Source organism: Streptomyces sp. NBC_01257, assembly GCF_035917255.1.
In the GTDB taxonomy this organism is placed as follows: domain Bacteria; phylum Actinomycetota; class Actinomycetes; order Streptomycetales; family Streptomycetaceae; genus Streptomyces.
Window position 1 is genome coordinate 4,692,074 of the sequence record NZ_CP108472.1, and the last position, 20,784, is coordinate 4,712,857.

The 20,784-nt window shown below is 72.8% G+C and carries 17 protein-coding genes and 2 tRNA genes; 13 read left to right on the plus strand and 6 right to left on the minus strand.

The window, feature by feature from the left end; all coding sequences use genetic code 11:
- Positions 1-155: 155 nt before the first annotated feature.
- From OG408_RS20160 to OG408_RS20195, 8 genes are all read left to right on the plus strand, one after another.
- Positions 156-467: a hypothetical protein gene (locus OG408_RS20160; protein WP_266780470.1), complete on the plus strand. Its 312-nt coding sequence runs from the start codon at positions 156-158 to the stop codon at positions 465-467.
- 340 nt (positions 468-807) lie between these two features.
- Positions 808-1,983 (plus strand): acyl-CoA dehydrogenase family protein, encoded by a 1,176-nt coding sequence (locus OG408_RS20165; protein ID WP_326671156.1) that lies wholly within the window; start codon positions 808-810, stop codon positions 1,981-1,983.
- Positions 1,980-2,963, plus strand: a complete 984-nt coding sequence (locus tag OG408_RS20170; RefSeq protein ID WP_326671158.1) for a bifunctional MaoC family dehydratase N-terminal/OB-fold nucleic acid binding domain-containing protein — start codon at positions 1,980-1,982, stop codon at positions 2,961-2,963. The genes OG408_RS20165 and OG408_RS20170 overlap by 4 nt, the downstream gene beginning before the upstream one ends.
- Position 2,964: 1 nt before the next feature.
- On the plus strand, positions 2,965-3,999 hold the full coding sequence (locus OG408_RS20175; RefSeq protein WP_326671160.1) for an acyl-CoA dehydrogenase family protein: 1,035 nt from the start codon (positions 2,965-2,967) through the stop codon (positions 3,997-3,999).
- The gene (locus OG408_RS20180; RefSeq protein WP_266780474.1) at positions 3,996-4,391 is read left to right on the plus strand and encodes a MaoC family dehydratase; all 396 of its coding nucleotides are present in this window, start codon (positions 3,996-3,998) and stop codon (positions 4,389-4,391) included. Before OG408_RS20175 ends, OG408_RS20180 begins: the two co-directional genes overlap by 4 nt.
- Complete coding sequence (locus OG408_RS20185; RefSeq protein WP_285564394.1) at positions 4,388-5,554, plus strand: lipid-transfer protein; 1,167 nt, start codon at positions 4,388-4,390, stop codon at positions 5,552-5,554. The genes OG408_RS20180 and OG408_RS20185 overlap by 4 nt, the downstream gene beginning before the upstream one ends.
- A gap of 285 nt (positions 5,555-5,839) precedes the next feature.
- Positions 5,840-6,568, plus strand: coding sequence for a SigE family RNA polymerase sigma factor (locus tag OG408_RS20190; RefSeq protein ID WP_442806047.1), 729 nt, complete (start codon positions 5,840-5,842; stop codon positions 6,566-6,568).
- A 182-nt stretch (positions 6,569-6,750) separates the two neighbouring features.
- Entirely contained in the window at positions 6,751-8,400 is a 1,650-nt protein-coding gene (locus tag OG408_RS20195) for a long-chain fatty acid--CoA ligase (protein ID WP_266780476.1), read from the plus strand.
- Between the two features lie 92 nt (positions 8,401-8,492).
- Here OG408_RS20195 and OG408_RS20200 read toward each other — a convergent pair whose 3' ends face one another.
- The gene (locus tag OG408_RS20200) at positions 8,493-12,848 is read right to left on the minus strand and encodes a PAS domain-containing protein (RefSeq protein WP_326671164.1); all 4,356 of its coding nucleotides are present in this window, start codon (positions 12,846-12,848) and stop codon (positions 8,493-8,495) included.
- A gap of 213 nt (positions 12,849-13,061) precedes the next feature.
- Complete coding sequence (locus OG408_RS20205; protein WP_326671166.1) at positions 13,062-13,520, minus strand: SSI family serine proteinase inhibitor; 459 nt, start codon at positions 13,518-13,520, stop codon at positions 13,062-13,064.
- A gap of 221 nt (positions 13,521-13,741) precedes the next feature.
- Between OG408_RS20205 and OG408_RS20210 the strand changes: the two genes are divergently transcribed.
- A tRNA-Ser gene (locus OG408_RS20210) sits at positions 13,742-13,832 on the plus strand.
- A 198-nt stretch (positions 13,833-14,030) separates the two neighbouring features.
- Positions 14,031-14,103 (plus strand) — tRNA-Arg (locus OG408_RS20215).
- 74 nt (positions 14,104-14,177) lie between these two features.
- Here OG408_RS20215 and OG408_RS20220 read toward each other — a convergent pair.
- The gene (locus OG408_RS20220; RefSeq protein ID WP_266780479.1) at positions 14,178-14,618 is read right to left on the minus strand and encodes a VOC family protein; all 441 of its coding nucleotides are present in this window, start codon (positions 14,616-14,618) and stop codon (positions 14,178-14,180) included.
- A 194-nt stretch (positions 14,619-14,812) separates the two neighbouring features.
- Between OG408_RS20220 and OG408_RS20225 the strand changes: the two genes are divergently transcribed.
- Positions 14,813-14,959: a hypothetical protein gene (locus tag OG408_RS20225; protein ID WP_326671168.1), complete on the plus strand. Its 147-nt coding sequence runs from the start codon at positions 14,813-14,815 to the stop codon at positions 14,957-14,959.
- Positions 14,960-14,983: 24 nt separating this feature from the next.
- Here OG408_RS20225 and OG408_RS20230 read toward each other — a convergent pair whose 3' ends face one another.
- From OG408_RS20230 to OG408_RS20240, 3 genes are all read right to left on the minus strand, one after another.
- A complete protein-coding gene (locus OG408_RS20230; RefSeq protein ID WP_326671170.1) occupies positions 14,984-16,216 on the minus strand; it encodes an NAD(P)/FAD-dependent oxidoreductase in 1,233 nt (410 codons plus the stop codon).
- A 92-nt stretch (positions 16,217-16,308) separates the two neighbouring features.
- On the minus strand, positions 16,309-17,253 hold the full coding sequence (locus tag OG408_RS20235) for an RNA polymerase sigma-70 factor (RefSeq protein ID WP_285564390.1): 945 nt from the start codon (positions 17,251-17,253) through the stop codon (positions 16,309-16,311).
- 78 nt (positions 17,254-17,331) lie between these two features.
- Entirely contained in the window at positions 17,332-18,732 is a 1,401-nt protein-coding gene (locus tag OG408_RS20240) for an FAD-binding oxidoreductase (protein ID WP_266780483.1), read from the minus strand.
- Between the two features lie 184 nt (positions 18,733-18,916).
- Here OG408_RS20240 and OG408_RS20245 point away from each other — a divergent pair, with 184 nt between their 5' ends.
- Both OG408_RS20245 and OG408_RS20250 read left to right on the plus strand, forming a co-directional pair.
- Positions 18,917-19,807 carry a DUF2797 domain-containing protein gene (locus OG408_RS20245; protein ID WP_326671173.1) on the plus strand — a complete coding sequence of 297 codons (891 nt, stop codon included), beginning with the start codon at positions 18,917-18,919 and terminating at the stop codon, positions 19,805-19,807.
- Positions 19,808-19,840: 33 nt separating this feature from the next.
- A complete protein-coding gene (locus tag OG408_RS20250; RefSeq protein ID WP_266780485.1) occupies positions 19,841-20,722 on the plus strand; it encodes an amidohydrolase family protein in 882 nt (293 codons plus the stop codon).
- Positions 20,723-20,784 lie beyond the last annotated feature (62 nt).

Sequence of the window (20,784 nt, forward strand, 5' to 3'; positions counted from 1 at the left end):
TTCGCTTCCTCATGCTTGCGGGGGAATCGGAGTGCATGGGTGGTTCGTCGGTGAGGTGCTGGGCAACTCTGATCTCGCGACGTCGTGACCATCACCCGGTCGGTCGGCCAACTGGCCCGGGATCAGCCTTACTTTCGGTTCCTGGAGGAATAGACATGGCAAGCATCCGTACCGCTCGTGCCCTCGCCGTTGTTGCCGCCCTGCCTCTCGCCGCCGTTCTCCTCAGCGGTGTGGCCCAGGCCGACAACGGCTCGTTCGCGAACGACGGATCGAACGCGGGAGTGGCCACGATCAGCGGCAGCGGGGTCGGTGGGAACAACCTCGGCAACTCGTCCACCTCGCAGCAGCAGGCCGTCGGTTCCGGGGCGTCGAACCAGAGCAACTCCGCCCAGGTGAACGGTTCCGCGTTCACCGCGATCGACCAGTCCAACCACAACCTGGCGGTGAACTTCACCAATCTCTGGTGAGCCGGTGACTGCCACGATCCGGTCGGGGGGTCGGGTCGCGGTGGGGGGAACGACGGCCTGTGCGGCGCCACTTCGGTGGCGCCGCACAGGCCGTTCGGCGTTTGGTGGATGGGTGGGCGGGCGGAACAGACGGATGGGTGAGCGTGCGGGCGGTCGTGCGCGAGCGGTTCGGTGTTGTCGGCGGTCGCGTGCCGGACGCTCGGCGCGGGGTGCGGTGGCGGGCAGGGGGGTAGCCGGGAATCGGGGCGGGTCCGGACGTCCGGTGCCTTGACAGCCGAACGGAATCTGACGGACAGTCAGAAACCCTGATCCTCGTGCCCGTTCCCGGGAGGCAGTCGCCGTGCATCTGGCCCCGACCGAGCGCCAGCGGGAGCTGCGCGCCGAACTCCGCGCCTACTTCCACGATGTGATGCCCGACAGAAGCGGGCCCGCCGGCTCCACGCCCCAGGACCTGGACGCGCAGCGCCGGCTGCTGCGCCGTATCGGGTCCGACGGGATGCTCGGTCTGGGCTGGCCCGTCGAGTACGGGGGGCAGGGCCGGGGCGCGGACGAACAGTTCGTGTTCTTCGACGAGGCCTACCGGGCCGGCGCCCCGGTCTCCATGGTCACCCTCAACACGGTCGGCCCGACCCTGATGAAGTACGGGACCCAGGAGCAGAAGGAGTACTTCCTCCCGCGCATCCTCGCCGGCGAGATCGTCTTCGCCATCGGCTACAGCGAACCCGAGGCCGGGACCGACCTCGCCGCGCTGCGCACCAGGGCCGTCCACGAGGGCGACTCCTGGGTCATCGACGGTCAGAAGATCTTCACCAGCAACGCCCAGAACGCGGACTGGATCTGGCTCGCCTGCCGCACGGACCCGGATGTGCCCAAGCACCGGGGCATCTCGATCGTGCTCGTGCCGACGGACGCGCCCGGTTTCTCCTGGACACCCATCGAAACCGTGGGCGGGCTGACCACGACCGCCACGTACTACGACGGGGTACGGGTGCCCGGCACCGCGCTGGTCGGCGCGGAGAACGGTGGCTGGGGGCTGATCACCAACCAGCTCAACCACGAGCGGGTGGCGCTCGCGGCGATCGGTATGCAGGCCGAGGACTTCTTCGACGCGGCGCTCGCCTTCGCGCGCACCCCCGACCCGGTGACCGGGCGGCGGCCAGCCGACGAGCCGTGGGTGCGCTCCCGGCTGGCCGAGGCGCACGCCCGGCTGGCCGCGACGCGGTTGCTCAACTGGCGGCTGGTGGGGGACGTGGGCGCGGGGGCGCTGGCCCCCGGCGACGCGAGCGGCGTGAAGTTCACGGGAACCGAATCCGCCGTGGAGGTGTATCGAATGTGCCAGGAAATCACGGGCGACGCCGGAACGGTGCGGGGCGGTTCGCCCGGTTCCTTCGGGGACGGGGAGCTGGAGCGGATGAACAGGGCGGCGCAGATCAACACCTTCGGGGGCGGGGTGAGCGAGGTGCAGCGGGAGATCGTCGCGACGATGCGGCTCGGCATGAAGAGGGGGAAGCGGTGACGGACGGGCAGGGCGTTCGCGACGAGCTGTACGAGCGGCTCAGGTCGTACGAGGGCCGGGCGGCCGCCACCGCGGGCGTGGGCAAGGACCTGGTCAACGAGCCGATGATCAGGCACTGGTGCGAGGCGATGGGCGAAACGAACGAGGCGTACGCGGGGCCGGGCGCGATCGCGCCGCCCACGATGCTCCAGGCCTGGACGATGGCCGGCCTGTCGGGGTACGCGGACCGGAGCGGGGCCTACGACGAACTGCTGGGCCTCCTCGACGGGGCGGGCTGCACCTCCGTGGTGGCGACCGACTGCGAGCAGGAGTACCTGCGTCCGCTGCGGCCCGGCGACCGGATCACGTTCGACGCGGTGATCGAGTCGGTGTCGGAGCGCAAGACGACGAAGCTGGGGACGGGCTACTTCGTCACCACCCGGATGGACATCCGGGCGCAGGACGAGCCGGCCGGGACGCACCGCTTCCGGATCCTCAAGTACCGCCCGGCGAAACCCAAGGAGACGACGAAGCCGAAAGAGGCGGCGAAGCCCGGGGCGAAGGAGGCGGTGCGCGGCACGGACCGGGCTCTGCGGGCGAGGCCGGTGATCAACCGGGACAACGCCGGCTTCTGGGAGGGCGTCGCCGCCCGCCGGCTGCTGATCCAGCGCTGCGGTGCGTGCACCGCCCTGCGCTTCCCCTGGCTGCCCGGGTGCAACGCCTGCGGGTCGCCCGAGTGGGACACGGTCGAGGCGTCCGGCGAGGGCACCGTCTTCAGTTACGTCGTGATGCACCACCCCTCCTTCCCCGCCTACGGCGAGTCCGGCGAGGGCGGACCGTACGCGGTGGCACTGATCGAACTCGCGGAAGGCGTCCGGATGGTCAGCAACGTGCTCGGGGTGCCCTGCGACAAGGTGCGGGTCGGCATGCCGGTGCGGCTGGAGTTCCTGCGTACGGACGCCGAGTCGGTGCTGCCGGTCTTCCGGGGGAGTGAGGGCTGACATGGATTTCACACCGAGTGAGGAACAGGCCGAGGCACGCGGGCTCGCCGCCCGGATCTTCGGGGACCTGTCGACGCACGACCGTCTCGTCGCGGCAGGCAGCGGCACGGACGCCGCACTCTGGAAGGAGCTCTGCGAGGCCGGACTGCCCGGCGCCGTCGAGGAGACCGGACTCCTCGGACTGGTGCTCCTGCTGGAGGAGCAGGGCCGGACGACCGCGCAGGTGCCGTTCGCGGCGAGCTGTGTGTACGGCCTCCTCGCCGTCGCAGGGCACGGTACGGACGAGCAGCGCGGCCGGCTGCTGCCGCCGCTGCGGGACGGTACGGCGGTGGCGGCGGGGGCGTTGCCGGACCGCGGCTCCGTGCGCGCGGAGCCGGGCGGGCGGCTGAGCGGCAGCGTGCCGGTGGTGCCGTGGCTGCGGGACGCCACCCACGTCCTGGTCGCGGCCGCGGACCGGACGCTGTGGATCGTACGGACCGCGGATCCCGGTGTGCTGACCGAGCCCGTCGAGACCACGGCCCCGTGGTCGGCCGGCCGGCTCGTGCTGGACGGCGCTCCCGCGGAGCGGCTCGGGGGGCCGGGGGCGTACGAGGAGATGCTCGCCACCGCCCGGACGGCGTTCGCCGGAGTGCAGGCGGGCGTGTGCGCGGGTTCGCTGGCCCGCGCGGTCGAACACACCGGCACACGCGAGCAGTTCGGGCGCCCCCTCTCGACCAACCAGGCGGTCCTGCTGCGGGCCGCCGACGCGTACATGGACACCGAGGCGATACGGGTCACGGCGTACGAGGCGGCATGGCGGCACGACGAGGGGCTGCCGTACGAGGCGCAGGCACTGACCGCCGCGTGGTGGGCGTCCGAGGCCGGCAGACGGGTCGTCCACGCGGGACAGCATCTGCACGGCGGCACGGGTGCCGACCTGGACCACCCCGTGCACCGCCACTTCCTGTGGGGGCGCCAGCTCGACGCCCATCTCGGCAGCGGAGGCGAAGTGCTCCAGGAACTGGGCGGACTGCTCCTGAAGGAGGGACCGGAGTGAAGGCCGGTGAGGAACTGCCACCGCTGGAGATCGCGGTGACCCGCACGCTGATCGTGGCCGGAGCCGTCGCCTCCCGCGACTACCAGGACGTGCACCATGACGCGGAACTGGCGCGGGAGAAGGGGTCCCCGGACATCTTCATGAACATCCTGACGACCAACGGCCTGGTCGGGCGGTACGTCACCGATCACTTCGGGCCCGCCGCGGTGCTCAGACGCGTCGCCATCCGGCTCGGGGCGCCCAACTATCCGGGCGACACGATGGTGTTGAGCGGCACGGTCGTCTCGGTGGACGACGACGGGACGGCCGAGGTGGCGGTCGTCGGCGACAACGGGATCGGACGGCATGTCACGGGCACGGTGACCATCAGCGTTCCGGAGGGATCCGCATGAGCGTGCGCAGGGCCGATTCGCTCGGCGGGAAGGCGGCGGTGGCCGGGATCGGGGCCACCGAGTTCTCCAAGGAGTCCGGGCGCAGCGAACTCAAGCTGGCCGTCGAGGCGGTGCACGCGGCGCTCGACGACGCGGGGCTCGTCCCCGCCGACGTCGACGGGCTGGTGACCTTCACGATGGACACCAGCCCCGAGATCACCGTCGCCCAGGCGGCCGGCATCGGCGAGCTGTCGTTCTTCTCCCGCATCCACTACGGCGGCGGCGCGGCCTGCGCCACGGTGCAACAGGCAGCGCTCGCCGTCGCCTGCGGCGTGGCCGACGTGGTCGTCTGCTATCGCGCGTTCAACGAGCGCTCGGGCCGCCGCTTCGGCTCCGGGGTGCAGCAGCGGGAACCCACGGCCGAAGGGGCCGCGCTCGGCTGGAACCTGCCGTTCGGGCTGCTCACCCCCGCCTCCTGGGTGGCGATGGCGGCCCAGCGGTATCTGCACGCGTACGGGCTGACGCCGGAGGCCTTCGGCCATGTCGCGGTGACGGACCGCCGCCATGCCGCGCGCAACCCGGCGGCGTACTTCTACGGGAAGCCGATCACCCTGGCCGACCATGCCGCCTCGCGGTGGATCGTCGAACCGCTGCGGCTGCTCGACTGCTGCCAGGAGACCGACGGCGGGCAGGCGATCGTCGTCACCAGCGCGGAACGGGCCAGGGACCTGCGGCAGCCGCCCGCGGTGATCGTCGGGGCGGCGCAGGGCGCCGGGCGGGCGCAGGAGCAGATGACGAGCTTCTACCGCGACGGGCTGACCGGGCTGCCGGAGATGGGCGTCGTCGCCCGCCAGCTGTGGCGCAACGCGGGGCTCGGTCCCGCCGACATCGACGTGGCGATCCTGTACGACCACTTCACCCCGTTCGTACTGATGCAGCTGGAGGAGTTCGGCTTCTGCGGACCGGGGGAGGCCGCGGATCTCGTGGCCGCCGACGCGCTGCCCCTGAACACGCACGGGGGGCAGCTCGGGGAGGCGTATCTGCACGGGATGAACGGCATAGCCGAGGCGGTCCGGCAGATCCGGGGGACCTCGGTCAACCAGGTGCCGGGAGCCGCCACCTCCCTGGTCACGGCCGGTACGGGGGTGCCGACCTCGGGACTCCTGCTGGGCCGGGCCCAGTAGCGGTCCGGTCATGGCACGGCGAAGTGGCCGGGGCGTGGTGCCGGGCCGTCCCGCGGTGGAGAGTCCGGCCGTCCCGCGGCGAGGGCGCCGGGCCCGTCCCGTACCGGAGGGGTCCGCGCCGCTTCCGTGAGCCGGCCGGCGGTCTCGGGGACGACCCTGAGTACGGGAGGACGGCCCCTCCACCTACAGGAGGTGGACGCGGCGCCGGCCCTACTCCCTGAGGCGGACCCCGTTTCGGGACCTGGGTGCGATCCCCTCGGCGGCGCCCGCTCCTAGCGTGGAGATATGACCACGCCAGTCTGCACGGGCGCCTCCAGGGGAGCCGCTGCCACCACCGGGGACGCACAGCGCAGCCCGCGCGCGCCGCACACCGGCCACCCGCCGCGCGCCCCGCACGCATCGCCCGCCGCGCATCCGCCCCACGCGTCGCTCGCTCCCTACGCCGTGCCCCGCGCCCCGGCCCTCCCGCGCACCCCGGCCACCGCGAGAACACCGTACGGCGCGCGGGCGCCCTACGTGCCGTACCCGTCGTTCACGTCGTTCGTGAAGGCCCGCGGTCCGGTGCTGCTGCGGGCCGCCCGCTCGCTCACCGCGAACCCGAGCGATGCCGAGGACCTGCTGCAGACGGCGCTGACCAAGACGTATGTCGCCTGGGAGCGGATCGAGGACCACCGGGCGCTCGACGGCTATGTCCGCCGGGCCCTGCTGAACACCCGGACCTCGCAGTGGCGCAAGCGCAAGGTCGACGAGTTCGCCTGCGACGAACTGCCCGAGCAGGAGGCGGTGCCCGGCCCCGACCCGGCCGAGCAGCAGTCGCTGCACGACGCGATGTGGCGCGCCGTGCTGAAGCTTCCGGACCGCCAGCGGGCCATGGTCGTCCTGCGCTACTACGAGGACCTCAGCGAGGCGCAGACCGCCGAGGTGCTCGGGGTGTCCATCGGCACGGTCAAGAGCGCGGTGTCCCGGGCGCTCGGCAAGCTGCGGCAGGACCCGGAGCTGTCACCCGTCCGGTGACCTGCCCGGGCCGCTTCGGCCTGCTGTCCGGCGAGGTGTCCGGGCTGTCCCGCGACGCCCCGGCCGGGACGGATGTTCCGGACGACACCGATTCGTACGCCCGGAAGTAGTGACATACCGCTCGGTATGTGCGCAGAATCAGCGGAACCTTACTGCCGCGTAGCGCCCACCGGGAGGACGCCGTGCTCAGCACCATGCAGGACGTACCGCTGACTGTCACCCGCATCCTGACCCATGGGATGACGATCCACGGGAAGTCGCAGGTCACGACCTGGACCGGAGAGCCCGAGCCGCACCGGCGCAGCTTCGCCGAGATCGGCCGGCGGGCCACCCAGCTCGCCCACGCCCTGCACGACGAGCTCGGCATCGACGGGGACCAGAGGGTCGCGACCCTCATGTGGAACAACTCGGAACACGTGGAGGCGTACCTCGCCATCCCGTCGATGGGCGCCGTCCTCCACACCCTCAACCTCCGGCTCCCCGCCGAGCAGCTGGTCTGGATCGTCGGGCACGCGGACGACAAGGCCGTCATCGTCAACGGCTCCCTGCTGCCGCTCCTCGCCCCGCTGCTCCCCCGGCTGACGTCGCTCGAACACGTCGTCGTGGCGGGCCCCGGTGACCGTTCCGTCCTGGACGGCGCCCCGGTGCGGGTGCACGACTACGAGGAGCTGATCGCCGGCCGGCCCACCAGCTACGACTGGCCCGAGCTGGACGAACGCCAGGCCGCCGCCATGTGCTACACCTCCGGCACCACCGGGGACCCGAAGGGCGTCGTCTACTCCCACCGCTCGATCTACCTGCACTCCATGCAGGTCAACATGTCCGAGTCGATGGGTCTCACCGACAAGGACACCACCCTGGTGGTCGTCCCCCAGTTCCACGTCAACGCCTGGGGGCTGCCGCACGCGACGTTCATGTCCGGCGTCAACATGCTGATGCCGGACCGCTTCCTGCAGCCCGCCCCGCTCGCCGACATGATCGAACGCGAGCGGCCGACCCACGCCGCCGCCGTCCCCACCATCTGGCAGGGACTGCTGGCCGAGGTCACCGCCAACCCGCGCGACCTCACCTCGATGGCCAACGTCACCATCGGCGGCGCCGCCTGTCCGCCCTCCCTCATGGAGGCGTACGACAGGCTCGGTGTCCGCCTCTGTCACGCCTGGGGCATGACGGAGACCTCGCCGCTCGGCACGATGGCCAACCCGCCCGCCGGGCTGACCGAGGAGCAGGAGTGGCCCTACCGCATCACCCAGGGCCGCTTCCCGGCCGGCGTCGAGGCGCGCCTGGTCGGCCCCGGCGGCGAACACCTCCCGTGGGACGGCGAGTCCGCCGGTGAGCTGGAGGTGCGCGGCGCCTGGATCGCCGGTTCGTACTACGGCGGCGCGGACGGCGAGGCGCTGCGTCCCGAGGACAAGTTCAGCGAGGACGGCTGGCTGAAGACCGGCGACGTCGGCGTGATCAGCGGCGAGGGCTTCCTCACCCTCACCGACCGGGCCAAGGACGTCATCAAGTCCGGTGGCGAGTGGATCTCCAGCGTCGAGCTGGAGAACGCCCTGATGGCGCACCCCGATGTCGCCGAGGCCGCCGTCGTGGCCGTCCCGGACGACAAGTGGGGCGAGCGCCCGCTCGCGACCGTCGTCCTGAAGGAGGGCGCCACCGCCGACTACGAGGCGCTGCAGACGTTCCTCGCCGACGCGGGCATCGCCAAGTGGCAGCTGCCGGAGCGCTGGTCGGTCATCGCGTCCGTGCCGAAGACGAGCGTCGGCAAGTTCGACAAGAAGGTCATCCGCAAGCAGTACGCGGCGGGCGAGCTGGACATCACCCGGCTCTGAGCCGTCCGAGCCGGGGCCGCTGACACGACGAGGGCGGTACGGGAGGGTTCCCGTACCGCCCTCGTCGTGTGCGGAAGCAGCGCCTCCGGCGGTCAGTTCGTGCCGATCTTCGCGAGCAGGTCGACGATGCGGGACTGCACCTCGTCGCTGGTCGAGCGCTCCGCCAGGAAGAGCACGGTCTCGCCCGAGCTCAGCTTCGGCAGCTCGGAGGGGTTCATCTCGGCCGAGGTGTAGACGACCAGGGGGGTGCGGTTCAGCTGGCCGTTGGCGCGCAGCCAGTCCACGATCCCGGCCCGGCGGCGGCGTACCTGCATCAGGTCCATCACCACCAGGTTCGGCCGCATCCGGGTCGCGAGCGAGACGGCCTCGCTGTCCGTCGCGGCGCAGGCGACCTGCATGCCGCGGCGCTCCAGCGTCTGCGTCAGCGCGAGCGCGATGTCGCCGTTCTCCTCGATGAGCAGGACGCGGGGCGGATGCTGTTCGCTGTCGCGCGGGGCGAGCGCCTTCAGGAGTACGGCCGGGTCGGCGCCGTACGCCGCCTCCCGCGAGGCCTGCCCCAGACCGGCCGTCACCAGCACCGGCACCTCGGCCGCCACCGCCGCCTGGCGCAGCGACTGGAGCGCCTTGCGGGTGATGGGACCGGTCAGCGGGTCCACGAACAGCGCGGCGGGGAACGCCGCGATCTGCGCGTCGACCTCCTCGCGCGAGTGCACGATCACCGGCCGGTAGCCGCGGTCGCTCAGTGCCTGCTGGGTGGAGACGTCGGGCGCCGGCCAGACCAGAAGCCGGCGCGGGTTGTCCAGCGGCTCCGGGGGCAGTTCGTCGTCGACGGGCTGCGGGGAGGGCCGGTTGGCGACCTCGACCGCGCCGCCGGGCCCGTCCAGCGGCTCCGGCCCCTCGGCGGCTCCCTCGTCGGGCGCCCCTATTGCGTACGCGCGTCCTTCGGCGGCCGGAGCGGCGAGCAGTTGCCCGGAACCCTGGCCCTGCACGGTGCCGCCCGCACCGCCCATGCCTCCTGTGCCGCCCGGGCCGCTCTGCGCGGCGGGCGGCTGCGACGGTGTGGCGGCGGGTGCCGCGGGCCCCGCAGGCGGCAGGGCGGCGCGCTCGTTGCGGTCGCCCTCGGGCGGGGCGGCGAGCTTGCGGCGCCGGCCGGCGCCACCGCCGCCGAGCGTCTGGTTCTGCTGATGGGCGATGTGCTGGGAGAACGGCACGCCCTGCCCCAGCGTCCGCACGCTGAACGCGCGCCCCTGCGTCGAGTCGGACGAGCCGCCGGGCATGGGCGCCTCGGCGGGCAGCGGCTGCCGCCGCGCGTCCGGGCCGGGCGAGAGCGTCCGCGGACGGGTCCCGTCATGGGCGTCCGGGCCGGCGGGAACCGCGGGACCCTCCAGGCCTTCGGAATCGGCGCCACGGGCGTTGCCGGCCGGGGTCGTCCCGGTCGTGTGCGTGGTCCGGCCCGATCCGGGGAGCTCCGGATCGCCGCCGGGCCCGTCGGGCGTGCCCGGTGCGGCGGCAGGGCCCTGGCCCGACGCGTCGTCCGTGTCCCAGCCACCGGGCTGCGCGGGCGGGGACGGAAGGTCGGACGGGCTGCCGGGGCCGTTCGGGTCCCTCGGGTCGTACGGACCGGGCTGCCCCGGTGATCCGAACGGCGCGCCCGGCCCGTCCTGCTGGGGCGCGTCGGCGTGCCGCGCACGGCGCCGTCCGGTCGGGACGGGGTGCGCCTGCGGCGGGGTGTGGTCGTCGCCCGGCGCACCGGACACCGCGTCGTGGCGCCCGGGCAGCGAGGCGTCCGCCTCACCGGCGGTGGGCGGCACCCGGTCGGCGTCGGCGGGCGGGAGCGCGAAGGGGACGCGCGGGCCCGCCTCGGCCTGGGCGGCGCGGTCCTGGGCGGCCGACAGGGCGCGGCGCGCCCGCCGCCCGGTCGGCTGCTGCGCCGGAGCGGGCGCCTGAGGCGCTCCCGCGTCGGCCGGTGACGTTCCATGGGGCCGGGGGGCGTCGTGGAGGTCGGTGTAGGCCGCGGGGGCTGTGGACTGCACGGCGTTCACGGCGGCGGGAAGAGCCAGTTGGCTCTCGCCGCCCCGGTGCGCCCGGTGCCCGCCGGCGGGCACCGGCCGCTGGGCCTCGGCCGGAACGCCCTGCGGCGGCACGGTCTGCCCGCGCTGCGGCCGGCCCCCGGCACCCTGAGCACCCTCGGCGGCCGTCACGACGGACCCCTCCGAAGGAGAGGGCCCCGGGGAGGCGGGCAGCGCGAGGGCCTGGCCCGGCCCCTGCTGCCCGGCACCGTCCCGGTCACCGCTCTCCGCGGGACTGGGCCGCCCGCGCCTGCGCCCGGAACCCTCGCTGGGCCGGGCCGGCACGAGCGCGTGCGGATGTCCGGCCCCGGGCGCTGCGGCATCGGCGGAGCCGGGAAGGGCCCCGGCCTCCGGAACAGCCCCGTGGCCGGGCCCGCTCCCGGCCTCCCGGCGCGCACGCCGTCGCCCGGTCGGCTCGGCCGGCTCGGTTCCGGGACCGGCGGCACCGGGTTCGCCGACGCCGTCGGAACCGTCCACCGGGCTGTCCAGGAAGGCATCCGTGGAGGCCCTGCGCGCCCGGCGCCGCCCCCGGCCGCCCTCGGGAAGCGCGACCTCACCGGACGCCCCGGAATCGGACACCCCGGTATCGAACGCCCCCGGCCCGGACACCCCGGCCCCGGGCACCGTGGCCCCGGGCACGCCGGGATCGCCGTGGACCTCAGGGGGCACAGGCCCCAGGGCCTGCTGCTCGGGAGCCATCGGCGGCATGACGGTCCCCGCGCCCGCGCCGAGCGGGACCTCGAGGACGTACGCGCTGCCGCTCATCCCGGCCATCTCGTGCGTCTGGAGCACACCGCCGTGCGCCCGCACGATCCCGCGCACGATCGGCACGTGCACCGGGTCTCCCCCGGCGAACGGCCCGCGCACCTCGATGCGGACCACATCACCGCGCTGGGCCGCCGCGACGACGACGGTCGAGTCGACGTAGCCGCCGCCCGGCACCAGCCGGGCCTTGCCGGTCGAGTCGACTCCGGCGACGTCCGCGACCAGGTGCGCGAGCGCGGTCACCAGCCGTCCCGCGTCGACCTCGGCCTCGATCGGCGGGGCATGCACGGCGAACTGGGCACGGCCGGGGCCGATCAGTTCGACCGCCGCGTCGATGCCGGCGGTCACCACGCCGTCGAGCAGCACGTTCGTCTTGACGAGCGCCTCGGAGCCGCCGTCCAGCCGCTGGTAGCTCAGCACGTTGTCGACGAGCGTCGTCATCCGCGCGTAGCCCGCCGCCAGGTGGTGCAGGATCTGGTTGGCCTCGGGCCACAGCTGCCCGGCCGGGTCGGCGGCCAGTGTGGACAGCTCGCCGCGCAGCTCCTGGAGCGGTCCGCGCAGCGACTCGCCGAGCACGGCGGTCAGCTGGGAGTGCCGGGCGGACAGGTCCGCGAGCCGCTCGGCCTGCTCCTCCAGCTCGGAGGCGTACCGCTCGGTGCGGTCGGCCAGCTCGGCGGCGTGCTGTTCCGTCAGCCCGGTGACCTCGGCGGTGTGCCGTTCGGTCAGTTCCGTGACCTCCGCGGTGTGGCGGTCGGTCAGCTCGGTGACCTCGGTCCTGCGCTGCTCGTCGAGCTCCTCGTACGGCCTGCGGTCGGTGAACGTCATGACCGCGCCGACCAACTGGTCGCCGTCGCGCACGGGGGCCGTGGTCAGGTCGACGGGCACCTGCGCACCGCTCTTGGACCACAGGACCTGCCCGCGCACCCGGTGCTTGCGCCCCGACTTGAGGGTGTCGGCCAGCGGCGACTCCTCGTACGGGAACGGCTCGCCCTCGGCCCGTGAGTGCAGGATCAGCGGATGGAGCTCCTGGCCGCCCAGGTCGCTGGCGCGGAAGCCCAGGATCTGCGCGGCGGCCGGGTTCACGAGGACGACCCGGCCGTCGGTGTCCGTGCCGACGACGCCCTCGGAGGCGGCCCGCAGGATCATCTCGGTCTGGCGCTGCGACCGGGCCAGCTCGGCCTCGGTGTCGACGGTGCCCGACAGATCGCGCACGACCAGCATGAGCAGCTCGTCACCCGTGTAGCTGCCGCTGTACGAGCTCTGGACGTCGTTGTACGCCGCCTGCCCGTCCTCCAGGCTGGCGCTCGTCACCTCGACGGGGTACTCGTTGCCGTCGGTCCGCCGCGCGATCATCCGCGTGGGCTTGGTCCGGCCCCGCTCGTCCGCAGCCTCCGGCCTCCGCATCGACCCCGGGATCAGCTTGGAGTCGAACTCCGGCAGCAGATCGAGCAGTCCGCGACCCACGAGCGCGGTGCCCGGAGTCTCGAACATTTCGAGGGCGATGGTGTTGGCGTTGACGACCGTACCGTTGCAGTTGACGAGCAGGAGCCCGTCCGGAAGGGCGTCGAGTATGGCTGCGAGGCGAGCAGCGCCTCGGGATGGCCTGCTGCTCACGACGACGCTTCCTCCCTGATTACTGCACCTTGCCGACAGCGGGCCCCATCTTGCCCCTCGGGCCTCAGGCTGTCACTGGAGGAGTCTAAAGGCAGGGGAGGGGCAAGGGGCGGCGGATGAGGGGGAGCTCTCACCAAGGTTCTGTGCATACGGTGTACGACTCTGGCCCATTACGTGCCCCGCGGCCCGCCCCGAATGCCGTGCAGCCGCAGCTCACCGCACGTTCGGGAGCACCGGCCGCAGGCTGTTCCAGCGCCCGATCTCGCACCCGTTGGTCCGGTCGAACGCGGAGTCGATGCTTCGCCCCTGCCACGTTCCGGTGATCCGGGCGGTGGCCGGTCCGCCGAACTGCTGCGTGCACATCGCGGCCCGGGACACCGGTGCGAACGGGTCCGCGCTCTCGCCCGGCAGCTGCGCCAGCCGGTCGCAGGCCTGCTGCGCCACCGGGTGGCTGCCGCCGGCCGGCTCGCAGTCCAGCTCGTACGTGCCGTCGGCCGCCGGGTCCCCCGAGCCGGAGACGACGACGGTGAGGTGGGTGCCCTCGTCGTCGTTCTGCAGCACGGGCAGCGGCACCGGCAGCGGAAGGGGACCGGCCACGGCCGTCGCCGCGGGCGCGGCGGCGGACAGTGCGGCCAGCGACACGAGGGCGGTGAGGGCGAGACGACGCATCATGCGGGCTCCTGTGGTCGTACGTGCCGCCGGACCGGGCCGGCGGCGCGGGTAACGAAGGGCGGACGCCCCACCCCGACTAACGCTCCGCACGCCACGGCGTTGCGCAACCGCAGGCGCTTTGCTCTCGCGGCCGACTGCCTAGTACCGTAGGCATCGATTGGTGACGCAACGCTCAGCTGTGTCATCATCTGCACGCACCACCGCGCATGCGCGGGTGTGCTGGAGGCGTCGCCTAGTCCGGTCTATGGCGCCGCACTGCTAATGCGGTTTGGGTCTTAAAGCCCATCGAGGGTTCAAATCCCTCCGCCTCCGCTTGATCACCGAAGCCCCGGGCCAACGGCCTGGGGCTTCGGTCGTTCCCGGGTCCGAGCGGCATCCACCGGGAGGGTCTCGAACCGGTGATCTCGCAGCTCAGCAGGGGTGCGGCTAATGGATTTCGCGTCACGGCGCAGGTCATGTAATGTTGTTCTCGCAACGCCGACGGGGCAGAGAAAAGCCCGGAACGCACAAGCACTCGTAGCTTAACGGATAGAGCATCTGACTACGGATCAGAAGGTTGCAGGTTCGAATCCTGCCGAGTGCACAGCAGGCCAGAGGCCCCCAGGAGAAATCCTGGGGGCCTCTCGCGTTGCCCGTACAGCAGCGAAGTACGCCTTCTCAGCCCAGCTGCTCGGCCAGGCCGACGATGATGCCCTCCGGCCCGCGGAGGTAGCAGAGCAGGTAGCTGTCCTCGAACCGGGCGATCTCGCCGACGAGTTCCGCGCCGTGCGGGCGCAGGCGGGCGACGGTGTCCTCGATGTCGTCGACGGCGAACATGACGCGGTGCGTGCCCAGGATGTTGTGCGGCCGGTTGCGCGGTTCGTCGCTGGTCGCCTCGGGGCTCCGGTACCTCGCCAGTTCGAGCCGGCTGTGACCGTCCGGGGTCCGGATCATCGCGATGTCGCAGCGGACACCGTCGAGTCCGGTGCACTGGTCGGCGAAGAGGCCCTCGACCGTCCCCCTGCCCTCCAGCTCCAGACCGAGCTCCACGAAGAACGCGATGGCCGCGTCCAAGTCCTCGACGACGATGCCGACGTTGTCCATCCGCTGAATCGCCATGGTGGCTTCTCCTTCGTTCCGTGTGGCCGGTGGCGGCCCCTGATGCTCCTGGGACGGAGCCGGTGGCACGTTCTCGACATCCCCGGATCGCCCGACTCCGAATAGTCCGGGTCGTTTCCCGGGCGGGATTCGTCCGGATGGGTGTGACGGGCTCGTGGAGGAGGTGCTGCTGCGAGCATTCGCCGGAGTGAGGCGTGGGCGTCCCGACGCCGGGCAATACCCCGCCCTCCTGGCGGGTGTGGTCGCCGGTGGTGTCCGAGGAACGTCTTGGTGTGTATCTCCTCGCGGTGGCGCTGGTGGCGGCTCTGGCGGCGCGCCTGGTTGCCGCCTGGCGCGAGTGAACCGTGCCGGAACGCCGTCGTCCGTCAGGCCTCGGCGTTGGCGGTGGTGGCCACCTGGGGCCCGGGTCGGGGGCGGAGTACCGGGCGGCGTCGGGTCGGGGCGCCGAGGGTGGGGTGGGCGACGCCCCAGGCCGCGCCCTTGCAGACCAGTTCCTTGTAGAGGGCGGCCGTCCTGCCGGTCAGGGCCGCGCTCACGGCGCGGTCGTCCGCGGTGACGTACTGGATGAGGCCTTCCCTGCGGCCCAGCGAGATGCACTGGTTGAAGTAGCGGAGCGGGGTCTTCGGCACCTTCGTGCCGGTCAGGCGGGCCGCGATGGCGTCGGCGGCCTGCCAGGCGGTGGGGACGCCCGAGGCGCACGACATCCGCAGGGGCTTGTCGCCGGGGCCCGCCACGAGGGCCGCGTCGCCGATGGCGTACACGTCCGGGTGCGAGAGCGAGCGCATGGTCGCGTCGACCGTGATCCGGCCGGTGTCGGAGACGTCCAGTGTGGTCGCCTCCGCGATCGGGTGGACCGCGAAGCCGGCGGTCCAGACGGCGACGGCGGCGGGGAGGGAGATGCCGTCGGCGGTGGTGACGGCGTCGGCCGTCACCTCGGTGATCCTGGTGTGTTCGTGGACCGTGATGCCGAGGCCGGCGAAGACCTTCCGCAGGTGCCGGGCCCCCTTGGGCGAGAACCCGTCGCCGAGGCCGCCGTGCGTAGCGAGGGCTACGGAGAGGTCGGGCCGGGCCTCGGCGAGTTCGGTCGCGGCCTCCAGGCCGGTGAGGCCGCCGCCGATGACGAGGACCTGCTCGCCGGCGTCCAGACGGGCGAGGCGTTCGCGGAGCCGGAGTGCGCCGGGGCGGCCGGCGATCTGGTGGGCGTGCTCGGCGGTGCCGGGGACGCCCTGGCTGTTCCAGCCGCTGCCGAGGGCGTACACGAGGGTGTCGTACGGCAGGTCCTCGGTGACCTCCTGCGCGCCGTCCTGCGCGTCGTTCACGTCCACGACCGTGACGCGCTTGCCGTCGGGGTCGATGCCGGTCACCTTCGCGTGCTTCAGTGCGACGCCGGTGCCCGCGAACATCTCGGCGAAGGGCCTGGGGGTCAGCTCCTGGCCCACCGCCAGCTGGTGCATCCGGACGCGCTCGACGAAGTCGGGCTCGGCGTTGACGAGGGTGATGGCGACGTCCTCGCGGCGCAGCCGCTTGGCAAGGCGGCCGGCGGCGATGGCTCCCGAGTATCCGGCCCCGAGGACGATGATGCGGTGCTGCTGCTGCATTTCCCTGCTCCTGTCTCGCGCGGGTTCGCCTCTTGAACCGGGCGGCCCGGCGATTTCTGACAGGGGGTGTGTGTGACCTGCGTCACGAGGGGCTAGAAGGCTCGGAACAGGGGGTCCCCGTGGTCGGAGGCCGCCCAGCGCCGGGTCGCGCGTTCGAGTTTGTCGGGGTTGACCTGGTTGCGGAACGCGGCGATGCCCTCGGCGGTGATCTCCAGGCACATCACGCCGATGACCCGGCCGTCCACGACCGCCACGACGGCCGGGAGGCCGTTGGCGGTCGTGGTGTGGACCTCGGGGGAGCCGCCGGCGATGTCGCGCTTGGCCTTGCTGGGCTTGAACAGACCGCGCATGAACGTCGCGACCGCGACAGCGCCCTCGAACGCCTTGGCGCGGGCCGGGACCTTGCCGCCGCCGTCGCCGATCGCGACGGCGTCCTCGGTCAGGAGCCGTACGAGCGGCTCGGTCCGGCCGGTGGTCGCGGCCGCGAGGAACTCCTCGACGATCCGCCGGGCGGCCGCCTCGTCGATCCCGGTGCGGGGCCTGCCGTGCGCGAGGTGCTTCTTGGCGCGGTGGAAGATCTGCTGGGTGGCGGCCTCGGTGAGGTCGAGGATCTCGGCGATCTCGCGGTGCGGGTAGCCGAAGGCCTCCCGCAGGACGTACACCGCCCGCTCGTTGGGGGAGAGCCGCTCCATGAGGGTGAGGACCGCGTACGAGACGGAGTCGCGCTGCTCGGCCGTGTCGGCGGGCCCGAGCATCGGGTCTCCGGCGAGCAGCGGCTCGGGGAGCCATTCGCCCACATAGGTCTCGCGCCGGGCGCGGGCCGACGTGAGCTGGTTGAGGCAGACGTTGGTGAGGACCTTCGTCAGCCAGGCCTCCAGGACCTCGATGCGGTCGACGTCGGCTGCCTGCCAGCGCAGGAACGTGTCCTGTACGGCGTCCTCGGCCTCGGTCGCGGAGCCGAGGAGCCGGTAGGCGATCGCCTCCAGACGGGGCCTGGAGGTCTCGAACCGCTCCACGTCCTGCACGCTCAGGGGCATGGACCGGATCCTAACGCCCGCCGCCGCACGGGTCCCGGGGGCGTCCCGGGCGATTCCCCGGCGGTCGCGGACGGGTTCTCACGCCGCGGCCGGCGGGATGTTCTGGTTGGCGTGGAAGAAGTTGTCCGGGTCGTAGGTGCGCTTGACCGCGGCCAGGCGGTCGTAGTTGCCGCCGTACGTGGACCGGACGCGGTCCGGGTCCTCCGCCTCCCCGAGGAAGTTGATGTACGCGCCGCCCATGGAGTGCGGGTGCAGCGCGGTCCAGTAGTCGACGCACCACCGGCGGATCCGTTCGGCGTTGGCCGGGTCGGGGTCGATGCCCGCGATGACACCGGACCAGGTGGCGTCCCGGTAGGCCCAGGGCGTCGCGGCGGGGCCGACCCGGTGGGCGGCTCCGTCGACCGGGTACAGGTGCATCGTCGACAGGCCGGTGGGCAGGTTGCGGCCGAACTCCGCGTGCACGTCGACCGCCGCGTCCGGGATCCCGTCGAAGAAGTCGCCGCGCCAGTACCACTGGAGCCCCTTGGGGATCAGCCCGTCGAACATGGTCTGCAGGGCCGGGTAGGGCATCGGGCTGGTGAAGTGGAACGCGGGCGGCGCCGGTTCCTCGACCGCCTTCAGCAGCTCCTCCAGCCGGCCGGACGCCGGGTCGGCCGTGCAGCACCAGACCACGCCGCACATCTTCTGCCCGTGGATCGCTTCGGGGAAGGGCGGTCCCGGCGGGACCGACAGGAGGGCGAAGAAGCCGTAGAGGTCCTCCGGCGCGGCGGGCAGGAACTCCCGGTACCAGCGCAGGACCTCCGCCGTGCGGTCGACCGGCCACACGGTCACCGCGACCCCGACCGTGCCCACCGTGTGCAGCCGGTACGTGAACGACGTGACCACGCCGAAGTTGCCGCCGCCGCCCCGCAGCGCCCAGAACAGGTCGGCGTGGTGGTTCTCGTTCGCGGTGACGAAGGTGCCGTCGGCCAGCACGACGTCCGCGGCGATCAGGCTGTCGATCGTGAGCCCGTATCTGCGGGTCAGATAGCCGTGTCCGCCGCCCAGGGTGAGGCCGCCCACTCCGGTCGTCGACATGATTCCGGCCGGTACGCCGAGACCGAAGGTGTCCGCCGCGTGGTCCAGGTCGCCCAGCTGACTGCCCCCGCCCACCTGGGCCGTCCTGGCCTCGGGGTCGACGCGCACCCAGCGCATCGGGGACAGGTCGAGGGTCAGCCCGCCGTCGGTCAGGCACAGGCCGGGCCCGCTGTGTCCGCCGCCTCGGACGGCGAGGCCGAGCCCTGTCTCCTGGGCGAAGCCGAGCGTCGCCCGTACGTCCGCGACGTCCACGCACGAGGCGATGGCGGCGGGGCGCCGGTCGATCATGGCGTTGTAGAGGCTGCGGGACGGGTCGTAGTCCGGGTCCCCCGGCGCGACGACCGGGCCCCGCAGGGCCGTGCGCAGGGTGTCGAGGGCGGTTCCGTCGATGGTGGTGGTCATGGCCGAACACCTCTGAGGGATTCCGGTGGCGAACCCACCGCCCTTCCAGTGTGACGCAGGTCACACCGCAAGGCGATATGTGTGGGATCATTGTGGGTTCGTATCCGTGGTGCCCCTCGGTATCCGGCTCGTATCCCGTTTCGCCTCTCTTTCCGTCCACGTCCAGAAGTCCGGGAGTTCACGCATGGGTTGGCAGTGCGGCGGTCTTCGGTGGCCCGAGGACCGGGGCGGTCCGGTGCTCGCGTGGCACCGGGGCCGGCAGACGCGGGGGAGCGTGCTGGCGTACGGGACGGAGCTCGGGTTCCGGGCCGCGGGCGGGCGGACGTGCATCGGCGCGCGGGGCAACGCGTGCCCGGTGACGGCCGCGGTCCCGGAGCGCAGCACCGGCGCGCGCTGCGCGGAGTGCGGGCGGCTGGACCGGGCGCATTCGGTGGCGGCCGACACGATTCCCGACGACCCGCGGACGTACCGCGTGTACCTGGCCTGGTTCGGTCCCGGGATGGTGAAGGTCGGGATCACCGCCGAGGAGCGGGGCGCGGCCCGGCTGCGGGAGCAGGGGGCGGTGGTCTTCAGCTGGCTGGGGCGTGGGCCGTTGATGGCGGCGCGACGGGCCGAGGAGGTGCTGCGGGCCGCGCTCGGGGTGCCGGACCGGATCCCGTACGCGCGCAAGCGGGCGGTGCGGGCGGATCTCCCGGTGGCCGGCGAGCGGGCCGGCGAGGTGGCGGAGCTGTACGGGAAGGCCGCGGCACTCGACGGGCGGGGCTGGCCCGAGGCGCTGGAGCGGCTGCCGTTCGAGGCCGTCGACCACGCGGGCATCTTCGGGATCGAGGGGGCGGCCGGGACGGCCGGGCCGCTGCGGGCGGTGAGCGGGCTGGTGGACGGCGGCGCGGTCGCGGGGCGGCTGGTCGCGGCGGCCGGGCCGGATCTGCATCTGGACACCGGGACGGACGGGGTCGTCGTGGTGGACACCCGGCTGATGACCGGCTGGGACCTGGCGGCGGCCGGCCCGGACAGCGGGGTGAGCGTGCCGACCGTCACCGCGGGGGGCGGCGCTTCGCAGGCCGGGCTGTTCTGAGATCGTCGGAGACGGTCGAAGGAGGAGCGCCTGATGGACACGGATGACGGACGCGACGACGTGGTGCGGTTCCATGAGCGGCTCGGACTGCCCGGGATCATCGACGTCCACACGCACTTCATGCCGGAGCGGGTGCTGCGCAAGGTCTGGGCGTACTTCGACTCGGCCGGCCCGCTGACCGGGATGGAGTGGCCGATCGCCTACCGGCACGACGAGGACGAACGCCTCGCGCTGCTGCGCTCGTTCGGCGTGCTCCGGTTCACCTCGATGCTCTACCCGCACAAGGCCGGCATGGCGGCCTGGCTGAACGGCTGGGCGGCCGGATTCGCGGCCCGGGTGCCCGACTGTCTGCACACCGCGACCTTCTTCCCGGAGGAGGGCGCCGGGAAGTACGTGGCGGAGGCCGTCGACGCGGGGGCCCGGGTCTTCAAGTCGCACGTCCAGGTCGGCGCGTACGACCCGAACGATCCGCTGCTGGACCCGGTGTGGGGACTGCTCGCCGAGGCCGGGATCCCCGTCGTGACGCACTGCGGGTCGGGGCCCGCGCCCGGCAGGTTCACCGGGCCGGGACCGGTCGGCGGACTGCTCGCCCGGCACCCCCGGCTGCGGCTGGTCGTGGCGCACATGGGGATGCCGGAGTACGCGGAGTTCCTGGCGCTGGCGGAGACGTACCGGGAGGTGCGGCTCGACACGACGATGGCGTTCACCGACTTCACGGAGGAGCTCACCCCCTTCCCGGCGGCGGAGCGCGGGCGGCTCGCGGCGCTCGGCGACCGGATTCTGCTGGGGACGGACTTCCCGAACATCCCGTATCCGTACGCCCACCAGCTGCACGCGCTGGAACGGCTGGGGCTCGGGGACGACTGGCTGCGGGCGGTCTGCCACGACAACGCGAAGGCGCTGTTCGACTGCTGAGGGCGCGGGTTCGGCCGCATCGAACGCTTTCTCAGGGAATTCACAGAATCGGAAAAGAACTC